Source organism: Streptomyces sp. NPDC002092 (assembly GCF_053593775.1).
The window spans coordinates 88,293-109,613 of the sequence record NZ_JBSFDG010000006.1 but is presented as its reverse complement, the minus strand read 5'-3'; the positions used below and the strand labels follow the sequence as shown (position 1 = coordinate 109,613).

Here is a 21,321-nt window from a genome sequence, read left to right as displayed (position 1 = left end):
GGCAACGGGACGTTGTAGAAAAGGGCGCGTGGACATCGACGCAGTGCGCACTTTCGTGGCCGTCGCGGACGCCGGACAGTTCCGGGAGGCCGCCCTCGGCCTGGACGTCACCCAGCAGGCTGTCTCCAAGCGGGTCGCCGCGCTGGAGAAGGACCTCGGTGCGCGGCTCTTCACCCGCACTGCGCGTGGCGCCCAGCTCACCGTCGACGGCCAGGTCTTCCTGCCCCACGCCCGCGAACTGTTGCAGGCGGAGGAGCGCGCCGCGGCCTCCGTACGGCCCGGCCGCCGTGCCCTGCGCGTCGACGTGATCGGCCGCCGGCTCGCCCCGGCCGACCTGATCCGGGACTTCCACCGCGCCCACCCCGACTCGGCCCTCGACGTCGTGACGCTCTTCGACGCCGACGCGGCGATCTCCGCGGTGCGCTCCGGCACGATCGACGCGTCCTTCCGCGCCCTCACTCTGCCCGCCCGGCAGCTGCCCGAGGGCATCGAGGCGGCTCGCGTCCACGACGAGCCCCTCGAACTCCTCACCGGGCCCCGGCACGCGCTCGCCTCCGCCCGCGCCGTCACCCCGGCCCAGCTGGCCGGGCACCGGATCTGGATGCCCGGCAACGTCGCGGGCACCGAATGGGCCGCCTACTACGACGACCTGGCCGCGGCCTTCGGCTTCACCATCGAGGTCACCGGTCCCGACTTCGGCACCGAACCGCTCCTCGACACCATCGCCGACTCCTCGCTGCTCGCGACCTTCGTCGGCGTGCAGACCCGCATGGTCTGGCCGGCCGACCACGACCTGCGCCGCATCCCCGTGCGCGACCCCACGCCCGTCTACCCGCACTCGCTGATCTGGCGCGCCGACAACCCGCATCCGGCCCTGGCCTCGCTCCGCGCCCACCTCGGCACCGCCCGGCGGGACGCCGACACCTGGACCCCGAAATGGGCCCAGTGACGGCCTGAACGCGCCGCGTCCGCGGTCAGTTGAGGGTGTCCGGGCCGGGGCCGGTGCGCGGCCCCCGGTCCAGGGCGGCGATCGCGGCCGTCTTCTGGTCGCCGAGGGCGAAGTCGAAGCCGTCGATGTTCTCGCGGATGCGGGCGGGTGTGACGGACTTCGGGATCACCACATTGCCGAGCTGAAGACGCCGGCGCAGCGCCAGCTGCACCGGCGACTTGCCGTACCGCTCGGCGATCTCCGTCAGCGCGGGCTCGGCCAGCACCGCGCCCTGCGCCGGCTGACTCCAGGTATCCGTGGCGATGCCCAAGTGCCGTGCTGGGCGCGCGGTTCACGCTGCTGGAGGCCGGGGTGCGGTTCGTCCGGTTGACAGCCGGCGCCAGCGCGCTGCCTGTCGGCAGCCGGTGCAGACGGGACGGCCGGAAGTCGGAGACACCGGCCGCGCGGATCCGCCCGTCGCCCGCAAGCTTCTCGATGGCCTGCCAGGACTCCCGGTACGGGTCGCGGGCCGGTGTGGTAGTGCAGGCCCAGCCTGGCCAGGCTCGCATCGAAGGCGCGGAGCGTGACGTCGTACCCCCGGTGATGCCGGAGGAGGCGAGCGCGGCGCCGACGTCGGCTCCGTTGACGTGGACGGCGGCCGAGTCGATGCTGCGGTACCCGGCCTCCACTGCGGCGCTCACCCCGGCGGTGGTCTCGGCATCGGGGACCTGGAAGACGTGCGTTGAGTCGCTTGCGAGTTGGATGATCAGTGCCGTGCGGCGGCCGGGATGTGCTCGGCCGGTGCGGACGCGGCCACGACCCGGCCGGCCGGACGGGTGCGGCGGTCGAGGGAGGCCGCCAGGAAGGACAGGAGCAGCGCGCTGCCGGCCATCAGGGCGCCGACCCAGCTCGGCGCCGTGTAGCCGAGGCCGGCCGAGATGACGAGACCACCGAGCCAGGCGGACAGTGCGTTGCCGAGGTTGAACGCGCCGATGTTGGCGGCGGAGGCCAGTGTCGGGGCGGCCGAGGCCTGGTCGAGCACCCACTTCTGCAGCGGGGGCACGGAGGCGAAGCCCAGCGCGCCGATCAGCGTCAGGGTGATCGCGGCGAGGACCTTGTCGTGGGCGGTCGCTGTGAACAGCAGCAGTGCCAGGGACAGGGCACCGAGCGCGGTGAACAGCATGGGCATCAGGGCACGGTCGGCGAACCGGCCGCCCACCAGGTTGCCCAGGAACATCCCGGCCCCGAACAGCACCAGCAGCCAGGTCACCGCACCGGCCGAGTAGCCGGCGACCTCCGTCATCATCGGCGTGATGTAGGTGATCGCGGCGAACACCCCGCCGAAGCCGAGGACCGTCATCGCCATCGCGATCCAGACCTGCACATTGCGGAAGGCGGCGAACTCGGTACGGACGGTTCCGGATTCCGGGCGGCCCGGTTCGGGCACCAGCTTCGCCACCCCGACGAGGCCCGCGATGCCGAGCGCGGCGACGGCGGTGAAGGTGACCCGCCATCCGGCGGCCTGGCCGATGTACGTGCCCAGCGGGACGCCCACGACGTTGGCGACGGTCAGGCCCGTGAACATCAGGGAGATCGCGGACGCCTTCTTCTCCGGCGCGACCAGACCGGCCGCGACCACGGAGCCGATGCCGAAGAACGCGCCGTGCGCGAGAGAGGCGATCACCCGGCCGGCGAGCATGGCGCCGAAGGTGGGGGCGAACGCGGACAGGGTGTTGCCCACCACGAACAGGCCCATGAGGAACATGAGCATCTTCTTGCGGGAGACCTTGGTGCCCAGGACCGTCAGCAGGGGCGCGCCGAGGACGACGCCCAGGGCGTAGCCGGAGACGAGCCAGCCGGCGGTGGGGATGGAGACGCCGAAGTCACCCGCGACCTCGGGCAGCACGCCCATGATCACGAATTCCGTGGTGCCGATCCCGAAGGCCCCGATGGCCAGGGCCAGGAGGGCGAGAGGCATGGGAAGTACCTTCCAGGTGATTGCGTGTAACGCTTACAGGCGTTGACAATAGTTGCATACGCTCGATAAATGCAATCGCATGGAATGGCTGAGGCGGGTAGTAGGTGTCTGCAAGTATGTGGCCAGGTGAAAGCCCCGCAGCGCGACTTCCGCGGCGGGGCTTGGTGTCAGGCAGGAACGCGAAGCGTCTCGACGGCTTCCACCAGGGGGGCGAGCTCCGGGCTCTGGGCGGCCTCGTCCAGGGCCTCGCGCAGGGCCGCCTCGTTGGTCGGGCGGGCCTCCTCCAGGAGCCGGAGGCCGGCCTCGGTGACGTTGGTGTAGATGCCGCGCCGGTCGGTGGGGCACAGGTAGCGGGTCAGCAGCCCGCGGTCCTCCAGGCGTGTGACCAGCCGGGTCGTGGCGCTCTGGCTGAGGACCACCGCGTCGGCGACCTGCTTCATCTGCAGGTGTCCGCCCTCTCCGTCGTGCTGCCGGCTCAGCACGTCCAGCAGGGAGTACTCGCGCACACTCAGATCGTGCCCGGCCTGCAGGGCGCGCTCGATGTGGGCCTCGATCCTGCCGTGCAACAGCGACAGGGCCGACCAGCTCGACGCGAGCGCGGTGAGCGCCGGATCCGTCGCGGTCATGGGCTGGGTCCTCCGTCCCGAAGTGCCTGCGGCCCAGGATAGGGCATCGGTGAAATTTTCATCGAGCGCTGGTAAGGCGCGTATGCAAGGGGTGTCGGGTCGCGCCCGCGGGTATCCGCCTGGTACACCCATGGCATGGCAGACGAGGAATCCGGTCCTTTCACGGCGGGGCAGACGGCGCTCGTCGTACCCGTACCCGAGGCGGAAGCGGTGGTCCGGTCCTGGCGGGACCGCTTCGACCCGGCGGCCCGAGCCGGCGTCCCGGCCCACGTCACCGTGGTCTTCCCCTTCCTGCCCGCCTCCCTGGTCGACGCCGGGACCTGCGCCGCCCTGGACGAGATCTTCGGGGGCCGCCGTTCCTTCGAGGTGCGGTTCGAGAAATCCGGACGGTTTCCCGGGGTGCTCTACCTCGCGCCCACCCCCGACGCTCCGTTCCGCGGGCTCACCGACGCGGTCGTCGAGCGCTGGCCGGAAGCCCCGCCGTACGGCGGAAAGTACGACCCGCACCCGCACCTCACGGTCGCCCAGGGCCAGGACGAGGCCGTACTGGACGAGATCGAGGCCGGCCTGCGCCCCGCCCTCCCCTTCACGGCCCGCGTGCCCACGGTCGACCTCGTGGCGTACGACGGCACCGACTGGCTGCACCGGGCGTCCTTCGCTCTCCGGTAGCGGCCCGGAACCCACTCGCCGCCCGAAACTCCTTGGCCGCCGCACCGGCCTCGCCGGTACCGTCCGGACTCCCGACCGGCGCACCGGCCACCGATCCCTCCGGAAAGCGAACGCCATGACCAGCCCGCGACCGACGACCACCCTGTGGCGCCCCACCGGCCCCAGGGAGCTGGAGCTGGTTCGTGAGCTGGAGTGGCGCGCCTGGCCGCCGCGGCTGCCCGAGCAGCCGATCTTCTATCCGGTGCTCAACGAGGACTACGCCATCAAGATCGCGCGGGACTGGAACGTCAAGCACGACGGCGCAGGCTTCGTCACCCGGTTCGAGGTCGACACGGAGTTCCTGAGCCGGTACCCCGTGCGGCAGGCCGGCGGCGAGACCATCCTCGAGCTGTGGGTGCCGGCCGAGGAGCTCGACGAGTTCAACGCCCATATCGACGGCGAGATCCAGGTGATCCACGAGTTCAGGTGAAACTCGTGCACCGAGGGGCTACGGCCGCGCCAAGTGCCGCATCGTCAGCGCCAGTTGAAGCCTGAGCCGGCCCTGCGGGGTGCGCAGCGGCCAGCCGAGCAGGTGCTCGGCGTGGGTCAGGCGGTCCTGGAGCGTGGAGTGGTGCACGTTGATCTCGGCGGCCGCCGCGCGCTGGCTCGTCGTGGCGGCCACGGCGTGCAGCGTGGCCAGCAGCCCGGGCAGCGCGCCCGCTGCCGCTTCCAGGGCCCGCACGTCGGGCGGCGGCTCGGCACCCGGTACGACGAGATCCGCGAGCAGCGCGATGCCGCCCAGTTCGTCGGCGTAGACCACTCGCGGGCCGGGGTCCCGTGGTGTGCCGTCGGCAGTGAACCGGAGAGCCGTGCGGGCCGCCGCCCACGAGCCCGGCAGGTCGGGCACGGGTACGGCGGGTCCCACGCCGAGGCGACCGGCGGGCAGCTCGGCGTCGCCCGGTCGGGCACCCGCCCGGGCCGCCAGGATGCGGGGTGGTCCGTCGCCGGGAGCAAGGGCGCGGATCCGTACGGCCGGGTCGGCGGGGTCGATGCCGAGGCGGCGGGCCGCGTGCAGCCGGGCCGGCTCGGGCACCGTGGCGTCGAGCAGCGTCTCGATCAGAGCCGGGTCGTCGGCGGGGGAGGCCGGGGCGCGGCCCCGGGTGCGGTCCAGGACCAGCCGTATCGCACCGGCTGCCCGCTCCAGGATCACCGCGTCGACGACGCTCGGCCCGGAACCCGCCCGCTCCAGCCACAGCGCCGGGGCGCCGCCGGGCTCCAGTGCCGCGCTCGGCCAGTCCGGCTCCGGCGGCGCTCCGGTGTCCTTGCGGGCGCCGTCGGGCTCGACCCTCACCCGCACGAGCCGGCCGGCATCGACGAGCCGCGCGGGACAACCGGCCAGCACGGCCGCCCCGCGCACCAGCGCCTCCAGACCGGCCCTGGTCTCGGCCAGCCGGTCGAAGTAGGCGATGACCCGCACGGCCGCACCGGCATCGGGATCCAGCGCGGTCAGGCGCCCGGCCAGCTCTTTCATACCGGCCATGATGCGCCATGGCGCACTCCATGAGGAGCACCTGCGGCATCGCGGCCGCACTGCGGGAGCGGTGCGGCCGCGATGCGCTGCTGTCAGTGGACGGCGGGCGTCAGCAGTTCCGCACCGCCCAGACGGGCGAGAAGTCGTGCGACGGGAAGGTCCAGCCTGAGGCGAGGGTGTAGAGCGTGTTCCCGTTCAGGCCGTGGTGCCGGTCGACCGCGACCTGGTCCTCGAGGGCCGCGGTCCGCTGCTGATGCCCTCGTCCTTCTGCCGGCGACGGCCCGTTGCCCTGTTCGACGACAGTCTGCTGCCGGTACTGGTCTACCCGGTCGACAAGACCGTCGTCGCGGACGCGCCCGTGGCCCCCGGACAACTCGCCCGGCTCCTCGGACCCACCCGCGCGGCCCTGCTGTACGAGACCGCCATGGGAGGTTTCGCCTCCACCACCGCACTCGCCGGCGCGGTCGTCGTGGAGGAACCCTCCTGACCGCCGCCCGTTACCGCGCCAGCAACCGCCGCAGCCAGTCCAGATGGGCCGCCCGGGCCGCCTGGGACAGTGTTGCCTGGGGGGCGAAGCCGTCGAAGCCGTGGAAGCCGCCCGGCCAGACGTGCAGCTCGGCCACTCCGCCGGCCTGCCAGATCCGGGAGGCGTAGGCCACGGTCTCGTCGCGGAAGGTCTCCGCGGAACCGACGTCCAGGAAGGCCGGAGGCAGACCGGACAGGTCCTCGGCACGGGCGGGCGCGGCGTACGGCGGTACGTCCGGGCCGCCGCGCTCCTCGCCCAGCAGCGCCGTCCAGCCGGTCTCGTTGGCGGTGCGGTCCCAGACGCCCAGGCCCGCCATCTGGTACGTGGACGGGCTGTCGTTGCGATCGTCCAGCATCGGGCACATCAGCACCTGGCCGAGCGGCCGCGGGCCCTTGCGGTCCCTGGTCAGCAGGGCCAGCGCCGCACTCAGCCCACCGCCCGCGCTGGCACCCGCGATCACGATCCGCTCCGGGTCGGCGCCGAGCTCTTCGGCGTGCTCCGCCGTCCACAGCAGCCCGGCGTACACGTCCTCGATCTGCGCCGGATACGGATGCTCCGGAGCCAGCCGGTACTCCACCGACACCACGACCGCGTCCAGCTGCTGCGCCCACGCCAGGGGTACGTCCACACCGACCCGGTTGTTGCCGATGACCAGCCCACCACCGTGGACGTGGTACACGACGGGCCGCGGACCGGCGACCGGCGAACCGGCGGGGCGGCAGATCAGCAGGGAGATGTCAGGCGCGTTCTCGGGGCCGGGCACGGTACGGTCCTCGACCTCGAAGAACCCGCCCGCGGTCAGGTCGAGCTGGGCGAGCATCGCGATGCCCGGGCCCTGGCGCACCAGGTCGATCTCGTCGAGGGTGAGACCGGGTTGGACCACGTCCTTGATCAGCTCGAGTGCTGCGGCAAGTTCGGGATCGAACGGGGGCGGGACCAGGGTCATGACTGTCTCCTCACGCACGGCGCGGCGGCTCTGGCCGACATGATTCACGCACCGGCCGCCGTACGGACCGCCGCCGTCCGGCGGAACCTGCCCGCCGAACGGCGGGCTGACGGTGACGACGATCACCAGCCTGTGGGCGTCGAAGAAGCAGGAGAGGCAGGCGACGCAGGAGCAGCCGGACGCGGCGGAAGCGGGCGGCGCCGGCTGAGCAGGGCGGGCGGAGTCCGCCGCGGTTCGGCCGCACATCCAGGCGGCGCGGCCAGGCGCACGCTTGACTTCGAGAGCGCTCGAAGCTTTAGCGTCACTGGGGACGGCAAGGGTCCGGGCGGACGGAGACGGTCATGCGGGTGGGCGTACACATCAACCGGTTCAACCACAGCGGCGGAGGGCCCGCCCTCGGCGCGGAACTCGCCGCGACGGGCGCCGCGGCCGAGGCGGCAGGGATCAGCCGGCTGTCGGTCATGGACCACTACTTCCAGATGGAGTTCAACGGCGGCGCCGAGGACCCCATGCTGGAGGCCTACACGACCCTCGGCTATCTCGCGGGCCACACGTCCACCGTTCAGCTGGGCGCGCTGGTGACCGGCGTGACGTACCGGCACCCCGGACTGCTCGCCAAGATCGCCACCACGCTTGACGTGCTGTCCGGCGGCCGCGCCACCCTCGGTATCGGCGCGGCCTGGTACGACCGCGAGCACGAGGGGCTCGGCGTACCGTTCCCGCCGCTCGCCGAGCGCTTCGAACGGCTCGAGGAGACCCTGCGGATCTGTCTGCAGATGTGGGACCCGCAGGCCAACGGCCCCTTCGAGGGCAAGCACTACGAACTGGCCGAGACCCTGTGCGTACCGGCACCGGTCAGCAGCCCCCACCCCGAGATCATGATCGGCGGCGGGGGCGAGAAGAAGACGCTGCGCCTGGTCGCCCGGTACGGCGATGCCTGCAACCTGTTCGCGACCTCGCCGGAGGAGGTCCGCCACAAGCTCGACGTGCTGCGCGGGCACTGCGAGGCCGAGGGGCGCGACTACGACCGGATCCGCAAGACGGTCGCCTACACCAGCGAGTCGGCCACGGCCGGCGACCTCGACGCCTTCACGCGGGACATCTCCGGCTACACCAAGCTCGGCCTGGACACCGTGATCCTCGTGCCGCGTCTCGGCGAGCCCGCGGCGTGGATCGAGAGCTTCGCGGCCCCCGCCGTTCAGCGGCTGGCCGGGCTGGAGTGAGGCTCCGCGGGACCACTGCGCGAGACGACGCGCATCCCGCAGCCGTCGACCACCCGGACCTGCAGCGAGCCGCAGCCGCAACGCGTCCACTCCGTGCGGCCCGACGCGGTGCTGTGCCTCGACACCACCTGGAAGGGCTCGGCGCCGTCCGGCCAACCGCAGTGCGGGCAGCTGGTGCCGGTCGTGCTGATCATGGCAACTCCTCGTACGTCCTGACTGGTGGACCGTCGCGACACAGCCAGGGTGCAGCGCGGAATCCGTACACGTCCAGGTTGACTTTGTGGACCCGACCTTGAAGCCTGGGCTTCATGATTGACCTGCGCCGACTGCACGTCCTGCGGGCGGTGGCCCACTACGGCACGGTCACCGCGGCCGCCCGCGCCCTGCACTTCACCACGTCCGCGGCCTCCCAGCAGATCCGCCAGCTCGCCCGCGACCTCGGCGTCGACCTCCTCGAACCGCAGGGCCGCGGGGTGCGGCTCACCCCGGCCGCCGAGAGCCTGCTCGCGCACGCGGACGCGATCCAGGCCCGCTGGGAACAGGCCGAGCTCGACCTGCGCGCCGAACACGCCCCCGCCGGGCCGCTGCGCGTGAGCGGGTTCCCGGTGGCCGTCTCGGTGCTGCTGGCCCCGATGGCGGTCCGGCTGCACGAGCGCCATCCGCGGCTGTCCGTGCGCATCCAGGAGGCCGGCGTCCCCGGCAGCTTCGACCTGCTCTTCGAGGGGGAGACCGACCTGGCCGTCGTCGAGGCCACGCCGCACAACCCACCCCTCGGCGACGCCCGCTTCGACCAGCAGCCGCTCCTGGACGACCCGTTCGACCTGGTCGTCCCCGAGGACCACCCACTGGCCGGGCACGAGCGCGTGGACCTGTCCGAAGCGGCGCACGAGGACTGGATCGCCCCCGTGGCGGACAGCCCCTGCCGCCCGCACGTGCTGTCGGCCTGCGGGGAGGCCGGGTTCAGCCCGGACATCGTCCATCACGCGCTGGACTGGAACGTCACAGCCCACCTGGTCGCGAGCCGCCTCGGCGTCGCACTGATCCCGCGGCTGGCCCAGTTGACCCCGCATCTGCCGATCACCCGCGTGCGCTGCACCGGCAACCCGCACCGCAAGCTGCTCACCTGCACCCGCCGTGGCGCCCGGGAACGGCCCGCGATCGCGGCCGCACTGCGGGAACTGCGCGAACTGGCGCCGACAGCGGTGGCCTGACACCCGGACCAGGCACACAAAGGGGCCGGAGCTGATCCGCTCCGGCCCCTTGGGATTCTGCTGCAGTCGCGTCCGCTCAGGCGGCAGCGGCCTCGTTGGCGTGGCCGTGAATGCGGGCGATGACCTCGGTCAGCTGCGCGGCGACCTCGGTGTCGTCGGCCGGGTGGGTCTCTGCGAAGCGGACCACGGAGCCGGGGATGGAGAGCTTGACGTCCTCCAGCACCTTGCCGCCGGCGATGCCCACGGCCTTGCGGGTCTCGTCCTGCGCCCACACGCCGCCGAACTGGCCGAAGGCGGTGCCGACCACGGCGACCGGCTTGCCGCCGAAGGCGCCGGCGCCGTAGGGGCGGGACAGCCAGTCGATGGCGTTCTTCAGGACGGCCGGGATGGTGCCGTTGTACTCGGGGGAGAAGAACAGGAACGCGTCGGCGGCCTGCGCGGCCTCGCGGAGCTTCGCGGCGGCGGCCGGGACGCTGCCTTCGACGTCGATGTCCTCGTTGTAGAAGGGGATCTCGGCCAGGCCCTCGAACAGCACGACGTCCGCGCCCTCGGGGGCGAGCTTGACGGCCGCCTCGGCGAGCTGGCGGTTGTGCGAACCGGCGCGGAGGCTGCCGACGAGCGCAAGGATGCGAACAGACATGGGGTACTCCAGAGGATGCTGAAACATTGCCGTTACGATCCGGACCGAGGTCCGTTTATTTTGTAGCACCCTAACCGGACCGCGGTCCAGTTTTGTTCCCGATGCTTTACGCTGTCTTCATGTCCGCCACGCTGCCGCCCTTCCCGAGGCCTCAAGAGCCCACCGGCGAGCCCGAGTTGCTGCAGCTCAGCTCCGCCGGGGACGAGCCGTGCCTGCGCGCCGACGCAGCCCGCAACCGGGCCCGGCTGCTGGAGGCGGCCACCCGGCTGATCGCGGAGCACGGGGCGGCCGGGGTGACCATGGAGGCGGTCGCCGCGGCGGCCAATGTGGGCAAGGGGACCGTCTTCCGCCGCTTCGGCGACCGCACCGGGCTGCTGACGGCGCTGCTGGACCATTCGTCGAGGAAGCTGCAGGCCGACTTCCTCGGCGGACCGCCGCCGCTGGGCCCCGGGGCGCGGCCCCTGGAGCGGCTGCGGGCATTCGGGGTGGCGGTGCTCTACCGCTCGGCCGAGCAGCTGGACCTGCAACTGGCGGCCCAGCCGGAGCCGACCCGCCGGTTCACTCACCCGTCGACTCGGGCACTGACCATGCACGTCACGATCCTGCTGCGGCAGGTCGTGCCGGACGCCGACTGCGATCTGCTGGCCCGGACGCTGATGGGGTATCTCGACCCTGCCTTGATACACCACCTCACCGAGCAGTGCGGGATGCCCCTGGAACGCCTGGAGAAGGGCTGGATCGACCTGGTCGACCGCGTCACCGGCGGCCGCCCGCCCTGCTGAACCGGGCTCGGACGGGGTCCGCGACGCCCCGCCTGTGGCCTCGGACACAGGTTCTGCAAAGATGCCGTACGTCATGGTGCAGATACCGAAAACGCCCGCGTCCTCGTCGCCCGCACCGCGCTCCGTACCCACGAGCGCCGATGTGGCCCGCCTGGCCGGCGTCTCGCGCGCGACCGTCTCCTACGTGCTGAACAACGCCAGCGCCGTACGGATCAGCGAACCCACGCGCCGCCGCGTCCACGAGGCCGCCAAGGAACTCGGGTACGTGCCGCACGCGGCCGCCCGCAGCCTGCGCGCCGGACACAGCCGCATGGTCCTGATGCCCGCGCCGAGCTTCCCGGTCGGCCCGCTCTACAGCCAGTTCATCAGCGAGCTGCAGTGGGCGCTGGGCCGTCTCGACTACACGGTCGTGCAGTACGGCTCCGTCGGCGTGCACGGCGACGAGGCCGCCCGCGCCTGGGCCGAGCTGCGCCCGGTCGCGGTCCTGGTGCCCGGCCCCGGCTCCCTCACCCCGCAGGGCGTGACCGTGCTCAAGCGCTCCGGCGCCCGGGCCGTCGTCACCCTCGGCCCCGACTCCGTCGACGGCGCCCACGCCCTGCTGATGGACCACGAGGCCGTCGGCCACTGCGCCGGCAGCCATCTCTTCGACCGCGGCCGGCGCCGTGTCGGCGTCGTCGTACCCGAGGAAGCGGGCCTGGAGTCCTTCTCCCTGCCCCGCCTCGACGGAGTGCGCCGCGCCCTGCACGGCACCGACGCCACCGTCACCGAACTGCCCCTCGGCTACGAGGAGGAATCCGCCGCGCGCCTCGCCGCCCGCTGGCGGGAACTCGACCTGGACGCCGTGTTCGCGTACAACGACGAGTACGCGATGCTGCTGATGCGCGCCCTGCAGGACGCGGGGGTGCGCATCCCGGAGGACACGGCCGTCATCGGCGCCGACGACCTCATGCTCGGCCGGCTGCTCAGGCCGCGGCTGAGCACGGTCCACATCGAGCTGCCGTCCGGCCGCGACCTCGCCGAACTGGTCGACCGCGCGGTCCGCAACCCGGGCGCCGCGCCCGAGACGCACAAGGTGCTGGGAGCCACGGTGGTCCACCGCGACTCCAGCTGAACCCCCGGGAGGCGCCCATGCGCACGACGGTCGGCATCATCGGCGGCGGCCCGGCCGGGTTGCTCCTGGCCCGGCTGCTGCATCGCACGGGCATCGACTGCGTCGTCCTGGAGTCCAGGAACCGCGAGTACGTCGAGCACCGCCAGCGCGCCGGAATGCTGGAACAGGGCACCGTCGACGCCCTGCGCGATGCAGGCGCCGCCGACCGCCTGAACGCCGAGGGCCTGGTCCACCAGGGCATCGAGCTGCGCTTCGACCGCGAACGCCACCACATCGACTTCCCGGCCCTCACCGGCGGCCGTACCGTCACCATCTACGCCCAGACCGAGATCGTCAAAGACCTCGTCGCCCTCCAACTGGCGGAGGGACCACCCCTGTTGTTCGAGGCGGAGGCCCTCGCGATCGAGAAGCCGGAGAGCGCCTCGCCCGTCGTACGCTTCCTGCACGAGGGCCGCGAACAGACGCTGACCTGCGACTGGGTGATCGGCTGCGACGGCTTCCACGGCATCTCCCGCGACACCTTCCCCGCCGCGAGCAGCCGCCCGTACGCGCACGACTACCCGTACTCCTGGCTCGGGATCCTCGCCGACGTGGCACCCTCCTGCGAGGAGCTGATCTATGCGCGCGGCGAGAGCGGCTTCGCCCTGCACAGCATGCGCTCCCCGCACCTGTCCCGGCTCTACCTCCAGGTCCCGAACCACACCGACCCCGACGACTGGCCCGACGACCGCATCTGGGACGAACTCGCCGCCCGCTTCGCCGTCGACGCCGACTGGACCCTGCACCGCGGCCCGATCACCGCCAAGTCCGTGACCTCGATGCGCAGCTACGTCCACGAACCGATGCGCCACGGCAGGCTGCTGCTGGCCGGCGACGCCGCCCACATCGTGCCGCCGACCGGGGCCAAGGGCCTCAACCTCGCCGTCTCCGACGTCCGCGTCCTCGCCCGCGCCTTCGCCGAGCTGCATCGCAGCGGATCCGAGCAACTCCTCGACACCTATTCGGAGATCTGCCTCGCACGGGTGTGGCAGGCCACGCGCTTCTCCTACGACATGACTAAGATGTTGCATGCTCAACCAGATGGGGATGCGTTCGAGAACCGCCTGCAGTTGACACGTCTGCGCCGGATCGCCGCATCCCGCCACGCGGCCGCCGAACTGGCCGCCAACTACACGGGACTTCCGCTCATGACCTGAGTCCCGCCGGTGACGAAACGGAGAGCCGTCATGCCGTTGCTCGACCCGAAGACCTGGCAGCCCCGACCCCTGTCGGGACCGGAATACGCCGTGACGGAGCCCGCCACCGGGGACACCCTCGCGACCGTCACCCTCGCCTCGGCAGAGGACGTCGGCCCGGCCGCCGAGGCCGCCCGCGCCGCCCAGGCCGAGTGGGCACGCGTCCCGCACTTCGTCCGAGCCGGCGTGCTGCGCAAGGCCGGCGACCTGTTCGCCGCGCACGCCGAGGAGCTGCGCGAATGGCTCGTCCGCGAGTCCGGCTCCATCCCGGGCAAGGCCGAATTCGAGCTGCATGTGGCCGCCCAGGAGTGCTACGAGGCCGCCGCCCTCGCCTCCCGACCGGCCGGGCAGATCCTGCCCAGCGAGGCACCCCGCCTGTCGTACACGCGACGTATCCCGGTCGGCGTGGTCGGCGTGATCTCCCCCTTCAACGCCCCGCTGATCCTCTCGATCCGCTCGGTGGCCCCGGCCCTCGCGCTCGGCAACGCGGTCGTCCTCAAGCCGGACCCGCGTACCGCGGTCTGCGGCGGGCTCTCCCTCGCCGCGGTCTTCGCCGAGGCAGGCCTTCCCGAGAACCTGCTGCACGTCCTGCCGGGCGGCCCGGACGTCGGCCAGGCCCTGGTCGCCGACCCGAAAGTCCCCGTCATCTCCTTCACCGGCTCCACGGCCGCGGGCCGCGCGGTCGGCGAGGCGGGCGGCCGCCATCTCAAGCGCGTCCACCTGGAACTCGGCGGCAACTCCGCCATGGTCGTCCTCGAGGACGCCGACCTGGACGCGGTGATCTCCACGGCCGCCTGGGGCTCGTTCTTCCACCAGGGCCAGATCTGCATGACGACCGGCCGCCACCTGGTGCACCAGTCGCTCTACGAGGAGTACGTCGAGCGCCTCGCCGCCAAGGCCGACTCCCTCGCCGTCGGCGACCCGCACCGCGAACAGGTCCACCTCGGCCCGATCATCGACGACAACCAGCTCGCCAAGGTGCACGGCCTGGTCGAGGCCAGCACCTCCCGCGGCGCCAAACTGGCCGCGGGCGGCACCCACGACCGCCTCTTCTACCGTCCGACCGTCCTCGCGGGCGTCGACGACCAGAGCCCCGCCTACGCCGAGGAGGTCTTCGGCCCGGTCGCGCCCGTACGGTCCTTCGCCACCGCCGACGAGGCGGCGGCCCTGGCATCGGCGGGGGAGTACGGCCTGTCCCTGGGAATCGTCACCCGCGACGCGGCCCGCGGCCTCGACCTCGCCGAACGCATCCCGACCGGCATCGTCCACATCAACGACCAGACGGTCAACGACGAGGCCGTGGCCCCCTTCGGAGGCATCGCCGCGTCCGGCACCGGCGCCCGCTTCGGCGGCGAGGCCAACCTGGAGGCCTTCACAGACGTGCGCTGGACGACGGTGCGCGGTGATGTGGCGCCGTATCCCTTCTAGAGAGGGCTACCGGTCCACAGAGGGCTACTGGCCGTTCTGCCCGGCCTGCGCCTGCTGCTCCGCGACCGCCTTGCGGACCTCGTCCATGTCCAGCTTGCGGGCCTGGCCGATGACGTCCGTCAAGGCGGCCTCGGGCAGCGCGCCCGGCTGCGCGAACACCGCGACCTGGTCGCGGACGATCATCAGCGTCGGGATCGACTGGATGCCGAAGGCCGCGGCCAGCTCCGGCTGCGCCTCGGTGTCGATCTTGCCGAACACCAGGTCCGGGTTGTCCTCGGCCGCCTTCTCGTAGACCGGCGCGAACTGACGGCACGGCCCGCACCACGACGCCCAGAAGTCGATCAGGACGAAGTCGTTGTCCGTGACCGTCTGGTCGAAGTTCTCCTTGGTGAGCTCCACGGTGCTGCTCATGACCTGAAATCCCTCTTCCTGCTGTCGGGGCGAAGCCGTCGGCACAACGCGGCCGGCCGGTCACGTATTCCGCGCCCCTACCCGTGTGGCCTGAGCGCACACCACCCACCAGACTGACCCCATGACGGAAACGGAAACCATCGCGTACGACGTCGTGGTGCTCGGGGCCGGGCCCGTGGGGGAGAACGTCGCCGACCGCACCCGTGCGGCCGGCCTGTCCACCGCGGTCGTGGAGAGCGAGCTGGTCGGCGGCGAGTGCTCGTACTGGGCCTGCATCCCCAGCAAGGCCCTGCTGCGCCCGGTCATCGCCCGCGCGGACGCCCGCCGCGTGCCGGGCCTGCGCCAGGCGGTACAGGGCCCCCTCGACGCCGCCGCGGTCCTCGCCCACCGCAACTACTACACCTCCGACTGGCACGACGACGGCGCCGCCGGCTGGTTGGAGGGCATCGGCGCCGACCTCCACCGCGGCCACGGCCGCCTGACCGGCCCGCGCACGGTGACCGTCACCGGCTCCGACGGCGGGCAGAAGGTGCTCAGCGCCCGGCACGCCGTCGCCGTCTGCACCGGAACCGACGCGGTGTTGCCCGACCTGCCCGGCCTGGCCGACGTCAAGCCGTGGACCAGCCGGAACGCCACCAGCGCGCAGGAGGTGCCCGGCCGGCTGGTCGTGGTGGGCGGGGGAGTGGTCGCCACCGAGATGGCCACCGCCTGGCAGGCCCTCGGCTCCCAGGTCACCGTCCTGGTCCGCGGCAAGGGCCTGCTCAACCGCATGGAACCCTTCGCCGGCGAACTGGTGGCCGAGGCCCTCACCGAGGCCGGCGCCGACATCCGCACCGGCACCTCGGTCGAGTCGGTCACCCGCGAGAACGGCACCGTCGTGGTCGTCACCGACCAGGGCGGCCGCATCGAGGCCGACGAGATCCTCTTCGCCACCGGCCGCCGCCCCAAGACCGGCGACATCGGCCTGGACACCGTCGGTCTCGAGCCGGGCAACTGGCTCCCCGTCGACGACAGCCTGCGCGTGACCGGCACCGACTGGCTCTACGCGGTCGGCGACGTCAACCACCGCGCCCTCCTCACCCACCAGGGCAAGTACCAGGCCCGCATCGCGGGCGCCGCCATCGCGGCGCGCGCCTCCGGCGTCCCGCTCCTGGAGTCGGACCCCTGGGGCGCCCACGCCGCCACCGCCGACCACCACGCCGTTCCCCAGGTCGTCTTCACCGACCCGGAGGCGGCCGCCGTCGGCCTCTCCCTCGCCGAGGCGGAACAGGCCGGATACCGGGTCAGGGCCGTGGACGTCGAGATGACCTCCGCATCCGGCGCCGGCCTGTACGCCGACGGTTACCGCGGCCGCGCCCGCATGGTCGTGGACCTGAACGAGGAGATCCTGCGCGGAGTCACCTTCGTCGGACCGGGCGTCAGCGAGCTGATCCACTCGGCGACCGTCGCGGTCGCCGGCCAGGTCCCGATCAGCAGGCTCTGGCACGCAGTGCCGTCGTTCCCGACGATCAGCGAGGTGTGGCTGCGGCTGCTGGAGGCGTACCGGGACAACTGACCGCCTGGGAAGGGGACTTCACGCGGACACCACCAGCTCCAGGTAGTCCTCGCTCCACAGATCCTCCTCGGACTCCGGCAACAGCAGCACCCGGTCCGGGCGCAGCGCCGCGACGGCGGCCTCGTCGTGGGTGACCATGACGATCGCGCCCGGATAGGTGCCCACCGCGGCCAGGACCTCGGCGCGGGAGGCCGGGTCGAGGTTGTTGGTGGGCTCGTCCAGGAGCAGCACGTTCGCGCCGGAGTGGACCAGGCCCGCCAGGGCGGTGGGGGTCCCCCCATGCCCTTAGGGCTATGGGGGAGGGTCCTCTCCCCGCCGGACAGGACTTCGACGCGTTTGTGGACGTCGTCCCCCTTGAACAGGAACGAGCCCAGCACACCCCGTACTTCGCCGTCCGTCAGGTGCGGGGCGACGGACGCGAGATGGGCGCCGACCGTCGACTCGGCGTCCAGCGTGTCGTGCTCCTGGGCGAAGTACCCGAGCCGCAGCCCGGGCCCGGGCACCACCCTGCCGCTGTCGGGCTCGACCCGCCCGGCCAGGATGCGCAACAGGGTCGTCTTTCCGGCCCCGTTGGGCCCGAGGACCACCAGGCGACTGCCTCGTTCGACCGCCAGATCCACGCTGCTGAGGACCTGTTGGCCGCCGTAGGACTTCGTCAGGCTGATCGCACCCAGCGGGATCCGCCCGCACGGCGCGGGGTGGGGCAGTCGGATGCGGGCCACCTTGTCCGCGCGCCGCACAGGTTCGAGCTCGGCCAGCAGGCGGTCGGCTCGCCGTGCCATGTTCTTCGCGGCCACCGCCGTCGACGCACGGGCGCGCATCTTGTTCGCCTGCGTGTGCAGCGACGCAGCCTTGCGCTCCGCGCTCGCCCGCTCCCGCGCCCGCCGCCGCTCGTCGGCCGCACGCTGGGCGAGGTAGGTGTCCCAGCCCGTGTTGTGTACGTCGATCGCGGCGCGCTGCGGATCCAGGTGGAAGACCCGGTTGACGGTGTGGGCGAGCAGGGAGGTGTCATGACTGATCAGGACCAGCCCGGCCTGACGGCTCGTCAAGAACATGCGCAGCCAGGAGATGGCGCTCACGTCCAGGTGGTTGGTCGGCTCGTCGAGCAGCAGGGTGCCGCGGTCCGCGAACAGGATGCGGGCCAGTTCCACCCGGCGGCGTTGCCCACCCGACAGCGCACCGAGCGGCCGGCCGAGCAGATCGTCGGGCAAGCCGAGCCCGGCGGCGATCCGAGCCGCCTCGGCCTGAGCCGCGTACCCACCACGGGCCTGGAACTCGGCCTCCGCACGCACATAGGCGTCCATCGCCCGCTCCGACCCGTCGGCCATGGCCGCCTCGGCACGCCGCAGGTCGCGTACGGCCTGGTCGAGACCGCGCGCGGACAGGATGCGGTCGGTGACCGTGACTGCCGGATCGGCAGCCCGGGAGTCCTGCGGCAGGTGACCGACCGCACCGGTACGGGCGACGGTCCCTGCGGCCGGACGCAGCGTGCCCGCAAGGGTGTTGAGCAGCGTGGTCTTTCCGGCGCCGTTGCGGCCCACCAGGCCGATGCGGTCGCCGGGGGAGACATGGAAGGAGACGCCGGACAGCAGCAGACGCGCGCCGACGCGCACGTCGACACCATGAACGGTGATCATGAGAAACGCTCCGAAGCAAGCAAAGAGGACACACGGGTGGCGTGGAAGCGGGTCCTGTAGCTAGGAGATTCGGGGCGTGGACATGCGGCCAGCGTAGCGGTGGCGCCCGGACGGACGCCTGGGATTTTTTGAGGGGGGACGCCTCACTGCGCGGCGCCCGTACCTCAAGAAGCGCTTTTCACGGCTGTGACGGCAGGTCGAAACCCAGGGCCTGCGCCGCCTCCTCAGGCGTCGGCTGGGTCCACCGCTGAGCCATCGCCTCGTTCGAGGCCAGCGAGCGCAGCTCGGCCCGATCCAGGTACAGCGTCCCGTCGAGATGGTCCGTCTCGTGCTGCACGATCCGCGCGGGCCAGCCGCTGAACACCTCGTCCACAGGTTTCCCGTACTCGTCCTCGCCCGTCAGCCGCACCTGTGCGTGCCGCGCCACGACCGCCTGCCAGCCCGGCACACTCAGACAGCCCTCGAAGAAGGCGGCCCGCGCCCTCCCGACGGGCTCGTACGTCGGATTGACCAGGACCCGGAACGGCTGCGGCACCCGGCCGCGGGCCAGCCGCACCTCCTCGGGCACCGGAGCCGGATCCTCGATCACCGCGATCCGCAGCGGCACACCCACCTGCGGTGCGGCCAGGCCGACGCCCGGCGCCTCGTGCATGGTGAGGCGCAGGGCCTCGACGAAGCGGGCCAGCAGGGCGGGGTCGAGCTGGCCGTCGAAGCGCTCGGTGCCGCGCCGCAACACCGGGTCGCCCGCCGAGACGATGGGCAACGGGCCGCCGACGGCGAGAAGTTCCTCGACGTGCTCGGCAAGGGGCGCGTGGTCACGGGGGGTCGCCATCGGGCCAGGATGCCATGGACTTCGGTCGCTGCCGTCCCGGCATGTGACGCGCGCCACTTACGTCGCCGGGAACTCGGCGTCCTGCGGCCCCGACTACTGGACCGCTACCCACCTCAAGTCCCCGTCCCCCGGAGAAGCCCGCCGATGTCCACCGTTCCCTCGACCTCCCCCGCTTCCGGCTCCGCTCCAGCGGGGGGACCCCCACCGGACGAGGCCCCGCAACCGGCCGCCGCCCCGGCGCCGTCCCCCAGTCGCCTGGCGCCGCTGCGTCCGCTGGTGCTGCGACTGCATTTCTACGCCGGCGTGTTCGTGGCGCCGTTCCTGCTCATCGCCGCCGTCACCGGCTTCCTGTACGCCGGCGCGTTCCAGGCCGAGAAGCTCGTGTACGCCCACGAGTTGACCGTTGCCAAGGTCGGCGACACCAAGTTGCCGATATCCCAGCAGGTCACCGCCGCGCGCAAGGCGCACCCCGAGGGCACGCTCTCGGCGGTACGACCCTCCCCGGAGGCCGACGTCACCACCCGCGTGATGCTGTCCGGCGTCAAGGGCGTCGACCCCGACCACACCCTCGCCGTCTTCGTCGACCCGTACACCGGCAAGGTGCGCGGCGCCCTCGAACAGTACGGCTCGACGGGCGCGTTGCCACTGCGGACCTGGATCGACGAGTTCCACCGCGACCTGCAGCTCGGCGACACCGGCCGGCTGTACAGCGAGCTCGCCGCGAGCTGGCTGTGGGTGATCGCCGGCGGCGGTCTGATGCTGTGGTTCTCGCGCCGCCGGGCGCTGCGCAAGGTGCGAGGCACCAGCGGGCGGCGCCGCACGCTCGGTCTGCACGGCACCGTCGGCGTCTGGGCAGCCGCCGGGTTCATCTTCCTGTCGGCGACCGGTCTGACCTGGTCGGCCTACGCCGGGGCGAACATCGACACGCTGCGTACCTCGCTGGGTCAGGCCACCCCGTCGGTCTCGGCTACGGCGGGTGGCGAGCATGCGGGGCACAGCGCCTCCGCCACCACCGGGTCCGGCCAGCACGGCGTCGGCCTCGACGAGGTGCTGGCGGCGGCCCGTGCCAAGGACCTGACCGACCCGGTGGAGATCGTGCCGCCCGCCGATGCGAACTCCGCATACGTCGTCAGGCAGGTGCAGCGCAGCTGGCCCGAAAAGCAGGACTCGGTCGCGGTCGACCCCGCCACCGGCAAAGTCACCGACGAACTGCGCTTCGCCGACTACCCGTTGCTTGCCAAACTGACCCGCTGGGGCATCGACCTGCACACCGGCATCCTGTTCGGCCTGGTCAACCAGATCGCCCTCATGCTCTTGGCGCTCTCCCTCATCCTGCTGATCGTCTGGGGATACCGCATGTGGTGGCAGCGCGGCCGCGGCTCGACCTTCGGCAGGCCGGTCCCACGGGGCGCCTGGCAGCAGGTACCCCCGCAACTCCTCGTCCCGGCGGTCGCCGTCATCGCCGTCCTCGGCTACTTCGTGCCGCTGCTCGGCATTCCGCTGGCGGCCTTCATCGCCGTCGACGTCCTGCTCGGCGAGATCGCCCACCGGAAGGGGCGGTCCACCCCCGCACCGGCCGTGCAGTAGCGGACTGGCGCGGGCTGAGATGGCCCGGGGCCCGGTTCCTTCATGGAACCGGGCCCCGGCCGCAGAGCCGTACAGCCACGGCGTCGTTCAGACCTGCTCGAAGTGGCCCGCGAGCGCCGAGGCGATCCGCATGTGCGACTCGGCCTCCTCGTGCCGCCCCTGCCGCTGCAGCGTGCGTCCCAGCATCAGCCGGGCGTAGTGCTCCACCGGGTCGCGCTCGACGATGACGCGCAACTCGCCCTCCGCACGCCGCAGTTGGGCCGAGTGGTAGTAGGCACGCGCCAGCAGCAGCCGCGGTCCGGTCTGCTCCGGCACCTCCTCGACCAGTCCGCCCAGCACGCGCGCCGCGGCGGCGTAGTCCTTGGCGTCGAAGAACAGCTGCGCGCGCTCCCAGCGCTCCGCCGGCGTTCCGTGGTCGTAGTACGTCATCTCCACTCGTGACCTCCTTCGTGCACTCCAACCGAACGAGGTCGTTGAGCATTCCAC

The 21,321-nt window shown here is 72.2% G+C and carries 22 protein-coding genes and 2 pseudogenes; 13 read left to right on the top strand and 11 right to left on the bottom strand.

What is annotated here, in order from left to right; all coding sequences use genetic code 11:
* The first annotated feature begins 28 nt into the window (after positions 1-28).
* The gene (locus ACWCRD_RS15460; RefSeq protein ID WP_450966320.1) at positions 29-949 is read left to right on the top strand and encodes a LysR family transcriptional regulator; all 921 of its coding nucleotides are present in this window, start codon (positions 29-31) and stop codon (positions 947-949) included.
* Positions 950-974: 25 nt separating this feature from the next.
* Here the strand turns inward: ACWCRD_RS15460 and ACWCRD_RS15455 are convergent.
* The 3 genes and pseudogenes from ACWCRD_RS15455 to ACWCRD_RS15445 all read right to left on the bottom strand — a co-directional run bounded on the left by ACWCRD_RS15455 (position 975) and on the right by ACWCRD_RS15445 (position 3,532).
* Positions 975-1,698: pseudogene (locus tag ACWCRD_RS15455) on the bottom strand (aldo/keto reductase).
* Positions 1,695-2,906 (bottom strand): MFS transporter, encoded by a 1,212-nt coding sequence (locus ACWCRD_RS15450; protein WP_450966319.1) that lies wholly within the window; start codon positions 2,904-2,906, stop codon positions 1,695-1,697. Before ACWCRD_RS15450 ends, ACWCRD_RS15455 begins: the two are co-directional and overlap by 4 nt.
* Positions 2,907-3,073: 167 nt before the next feature.
* Complete coding sequence (locus tag ACWCRD_RS15445; RefSeq protein WP_450966318.1) at positions 3,074-3,532, bottom strand: MarR family winged helix-turn-helix transcriptional regulator; 459 nt, start codon at positions 3,530-3,532, stop codon at positions 3,074-3,076.
* A gap of 135 nt (positions 3,533-3,667) precedes the next feature.
* Here ACWCRD_RS15445 and ACWCRD_RS15440 point away from each other — a divergent pair, with 135 nt between their 5' ends.
* On the top strand, positions 3,668-4,201 hold the full coding sequence (locus ACWCRD_RS15440) for a 2'-5' RNA ligase family protein (RefSeq protein ID WP_450966317.1): 534 nt from the start codon (positions 3,668-3,670) through the stop codon (positions 4,199-4,201).
* A 115-nt stretch (positions 4,202-4,316) separates the two neighbouring features.
* Entirely contained in the window at positions 4,317-4,670 is a 354-nt protein-coding gene (locus ACWCRD_RS15435) for a hypothetical protein (RefSeq protein ID WP_450966316.1), read from the top strand.
* 18 nt (positions 4,671-4,688) lie between these two features.
* Here the strand turns inward: ACWCRD_RS15435 and ACWCRD_RS15430 are convergent, their stop codons facing one another.
* The gene (locus tag ACWCRD_RS15430; protein ID WP_450966315.1) at positions 4,689-5,711 is read right to left on the bottom strand and encodes a helix-turn-helix domain-containing protein; all 1,023 of its coding nucleotides are present in this window, start codon (positions 5,709-5,711) and stop codon (positions 4,689-4,691) included.
* A 29-nt stretch (positions 5,712-5,740) separates the two neighbouring features.
* Here ACWCRD_RS15430 and ACWCRD_RS15425 point away from each other — a divergent pair, with 29 nt between their 5' ends.
* Both ACWCRD_RS15425 and ACWCRD_RS15420 read left to right on the top strand, forming a co-directional pair.
* Positions 5,741-5,893 (top strand): hypothetical protein, encoded by a 153-nt coding sequence (locus ACWCRD_RS15425; protein WP_450966314.1) that lies wholly within the window; start codon positions 5,741-5,743, stop codon positions 5,891-5,893.
* Between the two features lie 20 nt (positions 5,894-5,913).
* Positions 5,914-6,198 (top strand): hypothetical protein, encoded by a 285-nt coding sequence (locus tag ACWCRD_RS15420; protein ID WP_450966313.1) that lies wholly within the window; start codon positions 5,914-5,916, stop codon positions 6,196-6,198.
* A gap of 10 nt (positions 6,199-6,208) precedes the next feature.
* Here ACWCRD_RS15420 and ACWCRD_RS15415 read toward each other — a convergent pair whose 3' ends face one another.
* Positions 6,209-7,183: an alpha/beta hydrolase gene (locus tag ACWCRD_RS15415; RefSeq protein WP_450966312.1), complete on the bottom strand. Its 975-nt coding sequence runs from the start codon at positions 7,181-7,183 to the stop codon at positions 6,209-6,211.
* Positions 7,184-7,524: 341 nt separating this feature from the next.
* On the opposite strand from ACWCRD_RS15415, the gene ACWCRD_RS15410 reads away from it, so the two are divergent.
* Positions 7,525-8,406 (top strand): LLM class F420-dependent oxidoreductase, encoded by an 882-nt coding sequence (locus tag ACWCRD_RS15410; protein WP_450966311.1) that lies wholly within the window; start codon positions 7,525-7,527, stop codon positions 8,404-8,406.
* Here the strand turns inward: ACWCRD_RS15410 and ACWCRD_RS15405 are convergent.
* Positions 8,382-8,600, bottom strand: a complete 219-nt coding sequence (locus ACWCRD_RS15405) for a hypothetical protein (protein ID WP_450966310.1) — start codon at positions 8,598-8,600, stop codon at positions 8,382-8,384. The two genes, ACWCRD_RS15410 and ACWCRD_RS15405, sit on opposite strands and share 25 nt — an antisense overlap.
* Positions 8,601-8,714: 114 nt before the next feature.
* Between ACWCRD_RS15405 and ACWCRD_RS15400 the strand changes: the two genes are divergently transcribed.
* Positions 8,715-9,617, top strand: a complete 903-nt coding sequence (locus tag ACWCRD_RS15400; protein ID WP_450966309.1) for a LysR family transcriptional regulator — start codon at positions 8,715-8,717, stop codon at positions 9,615-9,617.
* A 76-nt stretch (positions 9,618-9,693) separates the two neighbouring features.
* Here the strand turns inward: ACWCRD_RS15400 and ACWCRD_RS15395 are convergent, their stop codons facing one another.
* Positions 9,694-10,257: an NAD(P)H-dependent oxidoreductase gene (locus ACWCRD_RS15395; RefSeq protein ID WP_450966308.1), complete on the bottom strand. Its 564-nt coding sequence runs from the start codon at positions 10,255-10,257 to the stop codon at positions 9,694-9,696.
* Between the two features lie 101 nt (positions 10,258-10,358).
* On the opposite strand from ACWCRD_RS15395, the gene ACWCRD_RS15390 reads away from it, so the two are divergent.
* From ACWCRD_RS15390 to ACWCRD_RS15375, 4 genes are all read left to right on the top strand, one after another.
* Entirely contained in the window at positions 10,359-11,039 is a 681-nt protein-coding gene (locus tag ACWCRD_RS15390) for a TetR/AcrR family transcriptional regulator (RefSeq protein ID WP_450966307.1), read from the top strand.
* A gap of 61 nt (positions 11,040-11,100) precedes the next feature.
* Positions 11,101-12,150 carry a LacI family DNA-binding transcriptional regulator gene (locus tag ACWCRD_RS15385; protein WP_450966306.1) on the top strand — a complete coding sequence of 350 codons (1,050 nt, stop codon included), beginning with the start codon at positions 11,101-11,103 and terminating at the stop codon, positions 12,148-12,150.
* Between the two features lie 17 nt (positions 12,151-12,167).
* The gene (locus ACWCRD_RS15380; protein WP_450966305.1) at positions 12,168-13,346 is read left to right on the top strand and encodes a 4-hydroxybenzoate 3-monooxygenase; all 1,179 of its coding nucleotides are present in this window, start codon (positions 12,168-12,170) and stop codon (positions 13,344-13,346) included.
* A 30-nt stretch (positions 13,347-13,376) separates the two neighbouring features.
* Complete coding sequence (locus ACWCRD_RS15375; RefSeq protein WP_450966304.1) at positions 13,377-14,813, top strand: benzaldehyde dehydrogenase; 1,437 nt, start codon at positions 13,377-13,379, stop codon at positions 14,811-14,813.
* Between the two features lie 24 nt (positions 14,814-14,837).
* Here ACWCRD_RS15375 and trxA read toward each other — a convergent pair whose 3' ends face one another.
* Positions 14,838-15,224: a thioredoxin gene (trxA, locus tag ACWCRD_RS15370; RefSeq protein ID WP_450966303.1), complete on the bottom strand. Its 387-nt coding sequence runs from the start codon at positions 15,222-15,224 to the stop codon at positions 14,838-14,840.
* 121 nt (positions 15,225-15,345) lie between these two features.
* Between trxA and ACWCRD_RS15365 the strand changes: the two genes are divergently transcribed.
* Positions 15,346-16,779, top strand: coding sequence for a dihydrolipoyl dehydrogenase family protein (locus ACWCRD_RS15365; RefSeq protein ID WP_450966302.1), 1,434 nt, complete (start codon positions 15,346-15,348; stop codon positions 16,777-16,779).
* Between the two features lie 18 nt (positions 16,780-16,797).
* Here the strand turns inward: ACWCRD_RS15365 and ACWCRD_RS15360 are convergent.
* Both ACWCRD_RS15360 and ACWCRD_RS15355 read right to left on the bottom strand, forming a co-directional pair.
* Positions 16,798-18,416 (bottom strand): annotated as a pseudogene (locus ACWCRD_RS15360) (ABC-F family ATP-binding cassette domain-containing protein).
* Positions 18,417-18,594: 178 nt separating this feature from the next.
* A complete protein-coding gene (locus ACWCRD_RS15355) occupies positions 18,595-19,248 on the bottom strand; it encodes a peptide deformylase (protein WP_450966301.1) in 654 nt (217 codons plus the stop codon).
* A 144-nt stretch (positions 19,249-19,392) separates the two neighbouring features.
* Here ACWCRD_RS15355 and ACWCRD_RS15350 point away from each other — a divergent pair, with 144 nt between their 5' ends.
* Entirely contained in the window at positions 19,393-20,835 is a 1,443-nt protein-coding gene (locus ACWCRD_RS15350) for a PepSY-associated TM helix domain-containing protein (RefSeq protein WP_450966300.1), read from the top strand.
* Positions 20,836-20,922: 87 nt separating this feature from the next.
* Here the strand turns inward: ACWCRD_RS15350 and ACWCRD_RS15345 are convergent, their stop codons facing one another.
* Positions 20,923-21,270, bottom strand: coding sequence for a tetratricopeptide repeat protein (locus tag ACWCRD_RS15345; protein WP_450966299.1), 348 nt, complete (start codon positions 21,268-21,270; stop codon positions 20,923-20,925).
* Positions 21,271-21,321 lie beyond the last annotated feature (51 nt).